The 13756-nt window shown below is 52.4% G+C and carries 9 protein-coding genes; 3 read left to right on the top strand and 6 right to left on the bottom strand.

What is annotated here, in order from left to right; genetic code table 11:
* Both ACYQ8U_RS16790 and ppk1 read right to left on the bottom strand, forming a co-directional pair.
* Positions 1–1161 (bottom strand): ABC transporter substrate-binding protein, encoded by a 1161-nt coding sequence (locus tag ACYQ8U_RS16790; protein WP_459946714.1) that lies wholly within the window; start codon positions 1159–1161, stop codon positions 1–3.
* Between the two features lie 66 nt (positions 1162–1227).
* A complete protein-coding gene (ppk1, locus tag ACYQ8U_RS16785) occupies positions 1228–3432 on the bottom strand; it encodes a polyphosphate kinase 1 (protein ID WP_459946713.1) in 2205 nt (734 codons plus the stop codon).
* Positions 3433–3701: 269 nt separating this feature from the next.
* Between ppk1 and ACYQ8U_RS16780 the strand changes: the two genes are divergently transcribed.
* Both ACYQ8U_RS16780 and ACYQ8U_RS16775 read left to right on the top strand, forming a co-directional pair.
* On the top strand, positions 3702–5288 hold the full coding sequence (locus tag ACYQ8U_RS16780; protein WP_459946712.1) for a CHAD domain-containing protein: 1587 nt from the start codon (positions 3702–3704) through the stop codon (positions 5286–5288).
* Entirely contained in the window at positions 5263–6015 is a 753-nt protein-coding gene (locus tag ACYQ8U_RS16775; RefSeq protein ID WP_459946711.1) for a ParA family protein, read from the top strand. The genes ACYQ8U_RS16780 and ACYQ8U_RS16775 overlap by 26 nt, the downstream gene beginning before the upstream one ends.
* Positions 6016–6161: 146 nt before the next feature.
* Here ACYQ8U_RS16775 and ACYQ8U_RS16770 read toward each other — a convergent pair whose 3' ends face one another.
* From ACYQ8U_RS16770 to ACYQ8U_RS16755, 4 genes are all read right to left on the bottom strand, one after another.
* Positions 6162–6578, bottom strand: coding sequence for a hypothetical protein (locus ACYQ8U_RS16770; protein WP_459946710.1), 417 nt, complete (start codon positions 6576–6578; stop codon positions 6162–6164).
* A gap of 661 nt (positions 6579–7239) precedes the next feature.
* Positions 7240–10428 (bottom strand): AfsR/SARP family transcriptional regulator, encoded by a 3189-nt coding sequence (locus tag ACYQ8U_RS16765; RefSeq protein WP_459946709.1) that lies wholly within the window; start codon positions 10426–10428, stop codon positions 7240–7242.
* A gap of 202 nt (positions 10429–10630) precedes the next feature.
* Entirely contained in the window at positions 10631–12838 is a 2208-nt protein-coding gene (locus ACYQ8U_RS16760) for a beta-ketoacyl-[acyl-carrier-protein] synthase family protein (RefSeq protein WP_459946708.1), read from the bottom strand.
* Positions 12835–13101 carry a phosphopantetheine-binding protein gene (locus ACYQ8U_RS16755; RefSeq protein WP_459946707.1) on the bottom strand — a complete coding sequence of 89 codons (267 nt, stop codon included), beginning with the start codon at positions 13099–13101 and terminating at the stop codon, positions 12835–12837. The genes ACYQ8U_RS16760 and ACYQ8U_RS16755 overlap by 4 nt, the downstream gene beginning before the upstream one ends.
* A 216-nt stretch (positions 13102–13317) precedes the next feature.
* On the opposite strand from ACYQ8U_RS16755, the gene ACYQ8U_RS16750 reads away from it, so the two are divergent.
* Positions 13318–13752 (top strand): hotdog family protein, encoded by a 435-nt coding sequence (locus tag ACYQ8U_RS16750; protein WP_459946706.1) that lies wholly within the window; start codon positions 13318–13320, stop codon positions 13750–13752.
* The last annotated feature ends 4 nt before the right edge of the window (positions 13753–13756 follow it).

The following is a 13756-nucleotide window of genomic DNA, read 5'->3' as shown; positions in this document are numbered from 1 at the left end:
CTACATCTTACAGTCTTGCGCGTAGGCGTCGACGTGATTGGTGAAGACTTTCCTGATGGTTTTGTTGGTAAAGCCGTCTGCCGTCTGGATGACTTCGCGGATATAGATATCCTGTACCGGGTGCTGGTTGTTGCCGAAGGAAAAATTACCGCGGACCGAGGCGAAGTCGGCTTTTTTCAGGGCAGCCCGTACAGCGGCCAGATCATCCGTCCCCCCGGTGGCCTTTAAGGCCGAAGCTATTAATCGGGCCGTGTCATAACCCTGGCTGGCATAGAGGGTCGGTGTCCTGCCGTAGGCTTTCCTATAGGCGGCGACAAACTGCTGGTTGGCCGGGTTGTCAAGGTCGTGGGTCCACTGTGAACCATTTTTCACGCCGAGGGCGGCGGCACCGACTGCGCCAAGCAGCCGCTCATCAAAGGAAAAGGCCGGGCCGTAGATCGGGATGGTCTGGTTCAACCCGGCCTGGGCATATTGTTTGACAAAATTAATGCCCATACCGCCCGGCAGAAAGAAGAACACCGCTTCAGGTGCCGCGGCCCGCAGGGCAGCCAGTTCCGCGGCATAATCCGATTGGTCGAGTTTGGTGTAGACTTCCCCGGCGATGGTGCCCTTGTAGTAGCGTTTAAAGCCGGCCAGGTGATCTTTTCCGGCCGGGTAGTTCGGTGCAATCAGGTAGACACTCTTGTGGCCTGCTTCAGTGACGTACTGGCCAACCACTTCATCAAGGCTGTCATTTTGATAGGAGACACTGAAATAATTGGCGTTGCATCCGTCTCCGGCCAGCTTCGACGGTGCGGCATTGGCACTGAGGTAGAGCACGTCATCCTGCACAACCTTTGGCACCACAGCCATGGCCACGTTGGAGAAAACAATGCCGGTCATGATCTTGATATTGTCTTTTTTTATGAATCGTTCTGCAATCTGCTTGCCTTTTTCCGGTTTGGCGCCGTCGTCTTCCACCAGGAGTTCAACCGGTACCCCGCCCAATGTGCCGTCTTCCTGGTCAATGGCCAGTTTGAACCCATCACGGATCTCTTCGCCAAGATACCCGGCTTTGGTGGATAAGGTGGTAATCATGCCGATTTTTACCGGTTCTGCCGCATAACAGAGTGTCGACAGCATGATGCCCACACCACAAAGCCCCATCGCAAGTTTTTTCATAGTCGCTCCCCTAGTCGCTTATTGTGAAAAGTTATAAAATATGGCTGATACAGCTGGGTTATATACTCATTTTTTTGCACTCTGCCTACCGGGTACTTTCTTTTTACTTCTTTTTTTGGCCAGGGCCAGGCGGCCTGCGGCGGCTCGTTTTTCCGCTTTTGCTATCAGCTGCTGATGGATGCACAGAGCATTTTTTTCGTTGTCGGCATGGCGCTGGACATAGGAGCCGTCGCTCTGCATCTCCCATACGTTTCTGCAATTCGTCAGTTGCAGGTCGAGTAATTCCCTCAGTAGAGCCTGGTGCTGCGGGCCGGTAATGGGGGTACACACTTCAACCCGGCTCTCCAGGTTGCGTTTCATCAGGTCGGCGGAACCGATGTAATACTCTTCGTCGCCGTTGTTTTTAAAATAAAAGATTCGGGTATGTTCGAGAAATCGACCGACCAGGGAAACTATCCTGATGTTATCCGATAACCCTTTGATGCCGGGCCGCAGCCGACAGGAATCCCGGACAATCAGATCCGCATGGACGCCGGCCTGGGAGGCGCGGTACAGCGCCTCGACGATGTCGCGGTCGACCAGGGCATTTGTTTTGAACTGAATGAGGCCGTTTTTTCCCAGTTTCTGGTGAGCTATTTCTCGGTCTATTTTGTTGAGCAGGGCTTTTTTCAGCAGTTTGGGGGATGGCAGCAGCTTGGTATAATGCCGCATCGGGGTGTACCCGCTGGTCAGATAATTAAAGAGTTCGGTCAGATCGGCGCCAATCTCCGGATCACAGGTTATGAGACCCAGGTCGACATAGCTTCTGGCTGTCCCGGCATGATAATTTCCCGTGCCTATGTGGGCATATCGGCGCAGGCCATTGTAATCTTTTCGGATGACAAAAATAAGTTTTGAGTGGGTTTTCAGGCCGATGACGCCATAGGTGACATGGATGCCGGCCTCTTCGAGAAAACCGGCCCATCGAATGTTCGCCGATTCATCAAAGCGGGCCATAAGCTCGACGACTACCGCGACCTGCTTGCCATTCTGCGCCGCATCTATCAGGTATTGGATAATGCGGGAATCCTTGGCTGTCCGGTAAAGGGTCATCTTGATGGCCATGACCTTTGGGTCCTGACTCGCTTCCCGTAAGAATCGCTCGACGGAGGTGTCAAAAGATTCGTAAGGATGTTGCAGGAGGACATCCCCATGCTCCCGGATGGTATGGAAAATATTCGGGTCGTCGCCAAGAAGCTCGGGGTTATCCACCGGATGATGCTGGGGAAAGTGCAAATCCGGTCGATCGATAGCGGCAATCTGGAAGAGATCTCGCAGGCCCAGTATGCCGTCCACTTCATAAACATCCTTGGTTTCATCGACCTGTAGCTCTGCGGCGAGTTTGCCTTTATGCTGGCTGAGGATACCGCTGCCCACTTCCAGCCGGACGATTTCGGCAAATTTTCTGTCGCGTAAGGCCGATTCGATAACCAGCAGCAGATCGTTGGCCTGTTCTTCGTGTCTTTCCGTAATGGCGTTGCGGGTCACCCGGAACGTCTCGCAGGATTCTACTTCCATGCCGGGCAGAAGGAGCTCCAGGTTATTGCCGACCAGATCTTCGAGAAGAATATAGACATGTTTCTTGCCGATTTGAATAAATCGCGGCAGGTCGGCACTGGTGGGAATCTTGATGCGATTGAGGTAGCTGTGGTCGCTGCCGGGGTAGCGCACACTGGCCAGCAGGTTGATGGATAAATTGGAAATGAAAGGGAAGGGGTGGGCGGGATCCATGCCCTGGGGCGTGAGCAGCGGGTAAATTTCATTGCGGAAATAATGGTCTATGGCTTCTTTGTCCTCCGCACTGAGGTCCTTGTATTTTTTTATTTTGATGCCTTTCCGAGCCAGCAAACGCTGGAGGTCATTTTCAAGAAGCAACTGCTGGTCGAGTATGTCACGAACAACGATATGGCAGAGATCGATCTGTTCCTGAGGCAGACGGCCATCAATAGAGAAGGTCCTGACACCGGCCCCGACCATCTGTTTCAGGGCGCCGATCCGTTTCATGAAGAATTCATCGAGATTCGAACCGACCACAGCGAGAAAAAAGACTCTTTCCAGAAGGGGGTTGCGCGGATCCTGGCCTTCATGCAGTACCCGTTTGTTGAACTCCAGCCAGCTCAATTCCCGGTTCAGATACCACTCGGACGACTGCAGGTTAAAGGTGGGCTGTTTTTCCCGAGGGTCAGAACCTGCTTCCGCTGTCTTCTTGGGTGCTGGCGTTTGTGTATTCATTGTCTATAGTTATTTTTGCCAAGGTTGTCGATATAGGCTTTTCCTCTTCAGGTCGGCGACTGACTCGGAGAGAACTTTTAGAAAAAGCCATTTTATCGGATATATCTATCGTAGCAGATCTGTGATGGAAAAGAAACAAAAGCCGCTTAGATGCTGCTTCTGGAACTATAACGTTGTCGCCGGCAGATGTATTGTTAAGATAATGTTTTCTTTATGTGTTAAATTGCCAGGAGGATATTCTTGTGCTACGTTGACATTTTCATAACCGAATGTATGAACGAAATAAAAAAGAGAGTTGGGTGGCCATGGATCCTTTTATCTTTAGTTTTCCAAAAGCACCGAGTCATAAAAATTTCTTGAAAAAAATGCCGAATATTCCTGAGTATACCATCTCGTTTGAGAGAGGTGAGAAGTGGCCGGCCGTTCTCCTTGACACCTTCGATGCCGAGCTGCTGGACTCGGCGAAAATGCTCTTTCAGCTGGAAGAAAAGTTGCTTTGTTTTGATGTACGGACCGGACAGATGGTCGAGCAGGCGGCGCCAAAAAAATGGTCCTTTGCCGTTGACCTGCCCGAGGGGCCGGTGACGTCTCAGTTGACAGGCGTCTCAAACCTCCGGGCATTTCTGCCGGTCGCTGAAATCGACATCTGCCTTCTGCATGGCCTGCTGCTTGACGATGAACAAAAAACCCGTGCCCGATTGTCTACCCTGAGCATGCAGCGTGGACAAAAAGTAGTCGGGGTGGGCAGTACCGTCTACCTCCGCGGCTATGGTCAGGCGCATACCGATCTCTGCCGCTGGCTGGAAAAACTGGGTGCGATTCCCTGTCCGGATGTCGGGCAGGTGTTTGCCTGGTTAGACATCAAGCGGGAGATATATACGGCAAAACCGACTGTGCAGATTCATCCTGATGCCCCTGCCCGGGAAAGTGCCGTAACGATAATCAATGCATTCATGCAGACTGCACGCCGCAACGAAAACGGTGTCGTCGCTGATTATGACACGGAGTTTCTCCATGATTACCGGGTCAGTTTTCGTAAGGTCAGATCGGTATTGAGTCTTTTTAAAGGCGTGTTCGAGGTTTCGGCGACGGCTCGCCTGAAGAAGGATTTTGCCTCTTTGATGCAAAAGACCAACACCCTGCGCGATCTGGACGTCTATCTGCTCAACAAGGAACAGTGTTTCAGCCTGGTCCCGACAGAGACCCACGAAGGTCTGCATATCCTGTTTGATTATTTAGCCGGGGAACGAAAAAAACAACACAAGAGCGTCAGTAAATTCATTCGGAGTAAAGTGTATCTTGAAGAAATTGACAGGCTTGAAAAGCTCTTTGCCGATAGTTCGGCTCTTGCCGGTGGTCCCAAAGGGCAGGAGAAATCCTTGGTATTTGCCTCGGGACTTATTCTGAAACGCTACACCACGGTATGTAAAATTGCCCGGAGCATAGACGAAAAAACCTCAGACGAGGGTATTCATCAACTGCGCATAAATTGTAAGAAACTTCGCTATTTAATGGAGTTTTTTGCGCCGCTTTTTGCCAAAGACGACATGAAGACGCTGGTCAAGGCGCTGAAATCTTTGCAGGACAATCTGGGGAATTTCAATGATTATTCCGTTCAGCAGATATTTCTCAGGCAGATTTTGCGCGAGAAGATGAGTGGTTTCCGAGGGGCGGAATTGAAGGTCGCGGAAAGCGTCGGGGCGCTTACCGCCATGCTCTACGGCCTGCAAAGCCACGAGAGGGGCCAGGTGATGAAAAACTTCATCCTCTTTGACAGCTCAGATACCCGTACGATTTTCACAAAACTATTTCATACCGAGGAAAGTGTTCATGAAGATAATAGCCTGTTACAGTAATAAAGGGGGCGTCGGCAAGACCGCCACTTCCGTGAATCTGGCCTATGCCAGCGCCATGAAAGGAAGATCGACCCTTCTCTGTGATCTTGACCCACAGGGTGCGTCGGGTTTTTATTTTCGGGTGAAACCTTCGAAGAAACTGCGGAACAAGGCCTTTTTTAAGGACGTGCAGGGATTTTTAGATGCTATCAGGGCCAGTGATTTTGACAATCTTGATCTGTTGCCGGCCAATCTGACCTACCGCGACTTCGATATCTTTCTCTCCAGGATGAAAAACAGTCGGTCCCGCTTGAAAAAGGCCCTGATGGAGCTTGATAGTGACTACGACGTCATTATTCTCGACTGCCCGCCGAACATCTCGCTTCTTTCTGAAAATGTCTTTAAAACCGCCGACAAAATTGTCGTTCCCGTCATTCCGACCACTTTGTCTGTGCGCACCTTTGAGCAGCTCAATAGCTTTTTCAAGGAGAACGAATATCAGCGCAAAAAATTACTGCCGTTTTTTTCCATGGTACAAAAGAGTAAAAAACTGCATAAGGATACCATGCTGACATTACGAAAAAATTATAAAAGCCTGCTGAAAAATTATATTCCTTTTTCCTCTGAAATCGAGAAGATGGGTGTCTATAGGGCACCTGTAATGACATTCGCCGGCAAAAATTCCGCGGCAAATGCTTACAGTAAAATATGGCATGAGATCGAGGCACAGGTAAAAATCAAAAAATAAGCCGATTGGGGGGTTTTCGGTTTTTCACTTGCTCCAGGAGGCCCGGCATGGCTAAGAAAAAAAAGAAAAAGAAATGTTGTGGAAAGTACAAAAAGAAGGAAGGGAAACGTTGTCCTAACTGCCCGAAGGCCTAGGAAGTATTATCGTTAGCGCTGCGTACGTTCCGCGCCGACTCTTCGGCCTTTGATGGATCTGACTATATAGCGTCCCTGACTGAAGAGTTGTGAGTTCCATGTACAGCGGAATTGAACTTCCTTGCCCACTGAAACTTTCCTTATATCTCGCATGGCAATATCAAAGCCGATACCATTCTGAGAAATGTCGAAAAGATCGACCTCAACGCACGTGCCGTCGCTTATGGACATCAGCACTTTTCCTTTCTGCTGTTCACGCTGGATCAAACGACGATTAAAGCTCGCCTGGGTAATCTCGCCGCATTTCTGACAGCGGATGGACCTTCTCCGCACGTCCTTGGGGATGGCGACCATTCGTATACTCTGACATGCATGACATTTGAAGCGTATCCGTCCATCGACCACCCTGAAGGTTTGTGTTTTCGGCATGTATTTTTCCTCTTTCCTCGAAATTGCTGTCTTGGCGATCTTCCGGTGCACGTTTATATGCAAGCAGCCTGCCTGCCGCTAAGAATACGTAGCCATAGGTAACGCATATGGAAGGCTTTTTCAATAAGTCGGTGAAAAAACGTTTACCTTTCTGTTTTCAACCATCAATGTCCCCACCACTTTTAAAATGAGATATTTTTAAAAAAATGTTGTCAAGGAATTTTTTTTCGATCTGTAAGCCATCTGTAAGAGACTTTTTGTTATCCTGATAATAAGAGGAGAAGTCTCTCTGCCTGAACATTTCTGGAGATATTTTCAGGGCCGACAAGAAAAAAACAATGTAACCCCGGTAAACGGGAAATAACTGGTGCACGAAAGAGTGGTCTTTGTCGCGGTTTTTTGAAAAAAACAGCACAAGGGGGGTGGCCATGTTCTATAATTGTCAGGAATTCATTGTCTGCATGTTACTGTTACCTGTTGTACTTTACATTGCCCTGCCTTTAGCGATGTTGGTCATATGGCTTTTGAAACAGCTGGTGATGGGAAAAGGGAGGCATGAAGAAGTTGCTCATCCCGGCTAGACTGTCGGATTTCCCTCCACACCAGTTGATGGATGGGGCACACGCTCGAAATGTTCTCCGCTGGTGGAGCAAGTACAAAGCTACCTTCGCGATGGGAACAGATGCCGGAGGAAAGCCTGTGTTTTGCTGCCGAAGCTGATGCCCTGCTCTAGAAGTAAGGCCTCGCAGCGACGGATAATCGCACATGCCTCGGCGCTTCTGCCCTTATTGCAAAATGAGCTGACGAAAAGCGGCAAAACAGAAGCGGCGGTATCGTCTACGGCGAGCGCTTTCTCCAGCACATTCCGGTGTGCCGAAGTTGTTTCGACGAACAGAGGGACGGCTGCGGCTAGAGTGTGATGCCATAATTTTTCCAACTGCTCTCGGTAGCTTGTCGCCACCGGCATATGTTCATAGCCGGTCATGTATGGTCCCCGGTACATTTGAAGCGCTCTGGCGAGATATTCTTTTTTAGCGGGAGATGCCGGAGGAATATCGATCTGCTGTGCTAACCATGCAAAATGCCGGGCGTCAATCCAGCAGAAACGACTATTTAAAATCAGTTGACCGTTGCTCAGGACAACAGCCTTGTCACTGCCGAGAAGTTTACGCAGGCGGTGTAACGTTGTGTTGAGATTCTGCACCGCCCGGTCGCCATCGGTATCCGGCCAGAGCCGGGCAGCGACTGCAGCTCTGAAAACGCTCTTCTCCCCGCCGCAAATAACGAAGGTCAGAAGCTCCAGTGGCTTCCGCTGCGGTTTGCTTCTGCCCTGAAGTGGTTTGTCATGGCAATGGATGGCAAATCGGCCGAGGGTGTAAATCCGCACCGGCCAGGGCCAGAGATCAGAAACGGTCTTTGCGTCAGGAGGACAAAGATGAAAGCGCTTGATGATTTCCTTGACCGTATCAACCTCGATCCCTGCCTCCAGTGTTTTTCTGCATATATTGCCTAATCTTCTGGAGCTGAGGCCAAAGGGCATCGACAGCCCATGTTTCCGGGCAATCGAAAAGGCTGCATGCAGGTGTTGCCGGGCTTTTTCCGCCTGGTTTGCGGTAGCGGCGCAGTCAGCAAGAGAGAGTTGGCCAATGAAATGAACTGCTTTGCTGTTTCCCAGTCGCTGGTCGTTGATAACGGTAGTCAAAAGACTTTCAACCTTATCCGTCTCGCCAAGTTCGAGCAGCAGCTGTGACTGCAGTACCCGGTTGAGAGCGATGGTAAAAGGGTTGTCACAGCTTTCCAGAAGCATTGAGGCTATTGCCGTCTCGTTTCTGGCCGTAAGCGGCCTGCCGCACTGCATTGCATACCATGCCCGCAGGAAGTGGTAGTTTCCCTGATCCCAAACGGCAAACGGCATCAACCTTTCCTGCATTTTTTTCAGGGTAGCCTCTACCGCACCGAGTTCACCCGTTGCCAGCATGGCGCATGCGCTCTGGGTCAACACCATCGCGTCATGGATATGAATACCGGTTTTATCTGCCAGGGCGAGGGTTTCCGCAGCCTTTTCCAGGCAGCGCCGGTGGTTTCCGGCGATGACCGCGGCCAGGGTCAGGGTGTAACTCAAAGTGACCTGTACCAGAGCAGGCACCTTGCCGGCATTGCCTAATATCTGCAGGCGTTCCTCCATAAGCTGCGCTTTATGCACCTGGCCTAGCCACTGGTAGGATAAGAAAAGATTTTTCATAAGGTCGGCTGTTACCTGCAGGTCATGACAGCGATCCAGCAGCACCTCACACCGCTCCTGCCATTTTTCCAGGTCCGGATGTCCCAGGTCGAAAAGCAATATTGCCAGCAGCATGCTTGCGGCAAAGCGTCCGGTAAGATCACCGGTATCCTCCCCAGCCGGGAGCAGAGCTGCCAAACGTTCACCTGCCGTAATGCACAGATCGAGGTCGGTGAATCCGCCGCGCACTATAAAAATGATCTCGACCGTAGCCGCCCAACTGAGAATTTGACCGGTTAGGTCACAATTATTATTGAACATATTGCAGGCCATGGTGCAGAGAGTCCGGCTTGCCGGGGCATTCCTGGTCACCTGGGCCTGGCTCTGCCAAAAAAGCAGCCAGGGGTTTTTTTGTCTATATTCACACGGCAGCAACGCTATCCACGCGGCAAGTGTCGTGTCTCGGCCTTTGGCCATGAGGATCGGCGCCACGTCCAAAATGATCGAGGCCGCTGATTTATAGTCTTCTGCCTGAGCGTACAGGTCGATGGCCGCCTTCTTCCAACCTTTTTTCCGAAGAATTCCGGCGGCGCGGCAGCACATTTCCCGACGTGATGCGGCCGGATAGACGCGTGCGGCGGTGAGGAGGAGAAACCGACGGAACAGAGGCTGATAACAATAGGTCGGGTCGGGCAGGCGGCATTTGTCAATAAAATAATTTTTTCGTTTTAAGGCCAGAAGGACATCCGCTGCTGCCGTATCTGCCAGTTCGCCGGCCATGTCTGCCGTCATGTGCGGCAAGTGGGCGCTCTGCATCAGGAAATGATAGACAGGATGAGAAACTTTTTCGAGAATTTCAGCAGTAAAATAGTCAAAAATGTTTTGTGGAACCCCCTCTGTCAAAAACATGCCGGGGCTTGCTTCGCCCTCGGCCTGCAATAGCCACAGGATGGCGCCGGCGATCCATCCTTTGGTTATTCGGTGCAGTCGTTTGCCGGCCTCCTGGTCAAGGCCGGGCTTGGTCAAGGTGAGAAATGCGGCAAACTCCTCGCGACTAAAGCGTATCAGGTTGCCACCGATGGCCTGCATGGTTCTATTGGCGATCAAGCGAGAAACAGCAGCCGGTGGCTCCTCGCGACTGACCACGGCGATGGTGAAGTTTCCAGGAAGTTGGTTGATTGCCGAGACAATAATCTGCAGCAGGGGTGACTCCTCCGGTGCATCTTGAAAATTGTCGAAGACCAACCAGGAACCAGGTGGTATGTGCTGGTACAATGTCGCAAAATAGCCAAGGACAAAGGTTTCCAGGCTGGGAGGGTGTTCCGGCCTGAGCAATGGCATCGACCATGCTGGGGGCTCAAGCAGCGATGCGGCGGCCTGACCGAAATAAGAGAAAAATGTGGCGGGATCACCAGCCATGGCATCGACCTCATACCAGAGATGCGGAATTTTTCTTTCTGCAAGATACGTTGCAACAAGGGTGGTTTTTCCTGAACCAGCGGGGCCGGAAATCCAGAAAGAACGTGTTGGTGACTGCCGGTCAAGGAGAGTGAACAGCCGTTCACGATGCAGGACATTGTCGATGACCTGCGACGAAATCTTGCTGATGGTTGCCGGTTTCCTTTGCATGGGGCGGCATGGGGCATAGTTAAAAAGAATTCAAGAAAGCCCTTTTCCGAAAAAAACACCTGACACAGGAGTTCTCTTCTGACTCATATTATCCTAACGGATAATCCAGCCTGACTCAAGCTCTTTTCCCAGCGGTAAAAACGGCACTGGTCTGGAGCCGTTCACCGGAAAATGGTAAAGGACAGCCTGTCTTGCCGACGGTTCATGGCCTGCACAGTTCTATGGCGGTGACCTGCCGGCCCAGGCCCAGGAGGAGGATCTTGCTCTTTTCGCTGGTTATGGCAATGTCGACGCCTCCCGCCAGAGCACCGGGGATATGGCCCGAGTCGAGGAAAGAAGCAGCCAGTGCCGTCGCCACCGCCGAGGCGGAGGCAAATTCACCAATATATTTTCGATAGTCGACAACAGGGACGGCCAGCTGCGAAAGCGCCATAAACTGTGCGAGCTGCTGTTTTCCTTCCCGGTGCATGGCGGCGGGGATACCGGCCAGAATAAGCGCATAGCCGGACGGTTGGTTCGGGCGGACGCCGAGCGCATCAACCAGTGCGGCGATGACGCCTTCCGCCTTGCCGCTTTGATAGAAGGGGATGGAAAGAACACAGGGACCATCTTCTGTTTCCCTCGTGACGCATAGGGCGCCGCCGCCATCGGCAAGAACCGTTTCCGGGCGGATAGAAGGATCGAGCAGTCGCGACAACGGATCGTGCCCTTCTTCGACGCCGAGGATGAGTGCCGGCTGCGTCGCATCCTCAAGCATAAGTTCCGCGGCCATTACCGCCTGTTCAAATGAATAGTCCCCGCCACTGGTGGTGATATTCGGCCCTGTCGCGCCGAACATGATCGCCACCTGGCTGGCCGGACCGTTATGCACGGAGCCGACAAAATCGGTGGGACTTGGAAATTTTTCCTTGGATTCCTTCAGGCGGGTGAGGAAATCATGGGTTTCCGACAAGGCCCCCCAGCCGGTGCCCATGAAAACAGCACCGGGTTTTTGTCCGTTGACCGCCATTTTTTTCGCATGCTCATAGGCCGCTGCGGCTAAAGAGAGGGTCATTTTCGGCAGCCGTTTGAGCCGACGTATCATCCGAGGCGGCAGGTTCTCGGAAAATGTCTTGCCTTCTGGCATTCCGGCAACAGGTTCACCTCTGCGCATTCGAGCAATGGTCGCGGCGCTGTCGCCGGCGCCGGTCAGACAGGAATAGCCTTGAATGGCCAGTCTTACGACGGGCTGCCGGGCCGGCGCTTGCTGAAAGGTGTCGACGGCACCGATGATCAGAGAGCCGTTGTTGCCGCCAAAACCAAAGGAGTTGGACAGAACGGCCCGCGCGGGAAGCTCGATCGGCCGGGTCAGCGGCTGCAGGCCAAGTGCCGGATCGACTGTCTGCAGCCCGGTATTGGCGGGCAACAGCCCATGGGCAATGGTCATTGTCGCAACGACCGCTTCAACAGCCCCGGCGGCGGCCAGACTGTGGCCGGATGCCCCTTTGATTGAGGAGAGGGGCGGCGGCAGGCTGAAAAGTCTGCGTACCGCTTTTGACTCCGCCAGGTCGTTATCCGGAGTTCCGGTGCCGTGCAGGTTGATGTAATCGATATCGTCCGGGCACAGGCCGGCGTCGGTCAGGGCCTGCTGCATGGCCATGAACGCACCCTCGCCTTCCGGGTGCGGCGCGGCGGGGTGGTAGGCGTCGCAGGAAAGTCCGGCGCCGAGGAGTTCGGCAAAACAGGTGTCGGTTTTCTGGGTGGTGAGGAGCAGCATACCTGCGCCTTCCGCTACCGCCATGCCCCGCCGGTTCAGGTCGAGCGGTCGGCAGCCGGCCTGATCGACCAGCTGCAGGGAATGAAAACCAAAATAGGTCAGACGGCTCAGGGAATCTACGCCTCCGGCAAGAACTGTTTCGACCTGCCCACGGCGGAGCATTCTCAAGGCCAGGGCAAGGGCGACAGCGCCGGAAGAACAGGCGGTGGACACAACAAGGGTCGGGCCGGTACAGTTCAATTGCAGGGCGAGGTAATCGGCAACGGTGTTCAGGCCGTGGTGGCGATAGCGTTCTTTTTGTTGGTTGTTGCTGCGCAAAAGCTGTTCGGTGGTGAGAATGCCGCCGGTTGTCGTGCCGAGAATTATGGCGTCGGGCGGACAATTGACTCCGTCCATGGCCTGCCGGGCGGCAATAGAGGCCAGCAGATGGGTTCTTGGAACAGTTGCAGAGTCGCCCAGTTCGCCCAGTTGGCTAGATCGACCAAGGTCGCCAACCTGGCCAACCGGCAGCGGCGCCCCGTGCAGCAGGGGAAACAGGGTCAGGGGCCCTATGGCCGAACGGTTGCCGCGCAGACTATTTTCCGTGGCGGTCAGGCCGGAGCCCATCGAGCTGATTATGCCTGTGCCGCGGATATACACCGGTTTGTCGGTCAAGATGCTGCCTGGCCTGAATGTTCTTTGATATAGGCGGCCAGGTTGGTCAGTGAGGAAAATACCTTTTCGCCGACCTCCTGATTATTGATGATAATGCCGTAATCTTTTTCAACCATGACGACCATTTCCAGGACATCGATGGAGTCGATACCGAGTTCGCCGCCGACAAGTTGACTGTTTTCATCAAAATCTTCAGGTGTTACATCCGCCAGATTGAGTATTTCTATAAGCTTGACTTTGAGTTCTTCTATCAGTTCATGCATAATTTTTTGCTTTTAATGTTGGGTTGGATTAATAAAACCGGCAGGAGACCGACACGGTGACCAGCTTGAAGGTAGCGCCGTCTTTTCGGTTTTGCGATGAACCTAGCATAATGCCAGCAATACCATAGAATGCCAACAGGAATTTGTCTGCTAATGTGGTGGCGGTTTCTTTAATAGTAAGGTATCTTTTTTGCTCTCAATTATGACATCAATGTTATGACAACAATAACCTTCTCCGACCTGACCCTGGAAGATTTACTGCCGCATCGCGGCCCGATGCTGCTTATCGAAAAAGTTCTTCAGGTTGATGCCACGCATGCGCTGACGCTCTGCCGTGTGGCACAATCCTGGCCGATGGCCGATGAAAAAGGTGTACACCCATTACTCTTGATCGAATTGGCGGCGCAGACCGCGGGGGTGTGCAACGGCTGGGACAGAATACAGACCAGGGGGCTTGATTCGGAAAAGATGGGTTGGCTGGTAGGTATCAAAAAAACGGAGATACTCATTGATTACCTGCCATTTGGCGGCGAAATTATCACCAGTGCCGAAAACAGTTATAAGTTTGAGAATCTCCGCGAAGTGTCCTGCGAACAGCGCATGGGCGATACAATAATCGGTAAAAGTACTCTGCAGCTCTTCCAGGCTTGAATGT

The sequence above is a fragment of the Desulfocastanea catecholica genome, from assembly GCF_054657295.1.
Note: the sequence above shows the minus strand (reverse complement) of the source record. Positions and strands in the feature narration are given on the sequence as shown.

What these genes read in the sequence shown, in the direction of transcription:
- ACYQ8U_RS16750 (WP_459946706.1), top strand. Translation starts at nt 13,318, where the DNA reads ATGACAACAATAACCTTCTCCGACCTGACCCTGGAAGATTTACTGCCG.
- ACYQ8U_RS16765 (WP_459946709.1), bottom strand. Translation starts at nt 10,428, where the DNA reads ATGCAAAGGAAACCGGCAACCATCAGCAAGATTTCGTCGCAGGTCATC.
- ACYQ8U_RS16780 (WP_459946712.1), top strand. Translation starts at nt 3,702, where the DNA reads ATGTATGAACGAAATAAAAAAGAGAGTTGGGTGGCCATGGATCCTTTT.
- ACYQ8U_RS16790 (WP_459946714.1), bottom strand. Translation starts at nt 1,161, where the DNA reads ATGAAAAAACTTGCGATGGGGCTTTGTGGTGTGGGCATCATGCTGTCG.
- ppk1 (WP_459946713.1), bottom strand. Translation starts at nt 3,432, where the DNA reads ATGAATACACAAACGCCAGCACCCAAGAAGACAGCGGAAGCAGGTTCT.
- ACYQ8U_RS16775 (WP_459946711.1), top strand. Translation starts at nt 5,263, where the DNA reads ATGAAGATAATAGCCTGTTACAGTAATAAAGGGGGCGTCGGCAAGACC.
- ACYQ8U_RS16755 (WP_459946707.1), bottom strand. Translation starts at nt 13,101, where the DNA reads ATGCATGAACTGATAGAAGAACTCAAAGTCAAGCTTATAGAAATACTC.
- ACYQ8U_RS16770 (WP_459946710.1), bottom strand. Translation starts at nt 6,578, where the DNA reads ATGCCGAAAACACAAACCTTCAGGGTGGTCGATGGACGGATACGCTTC.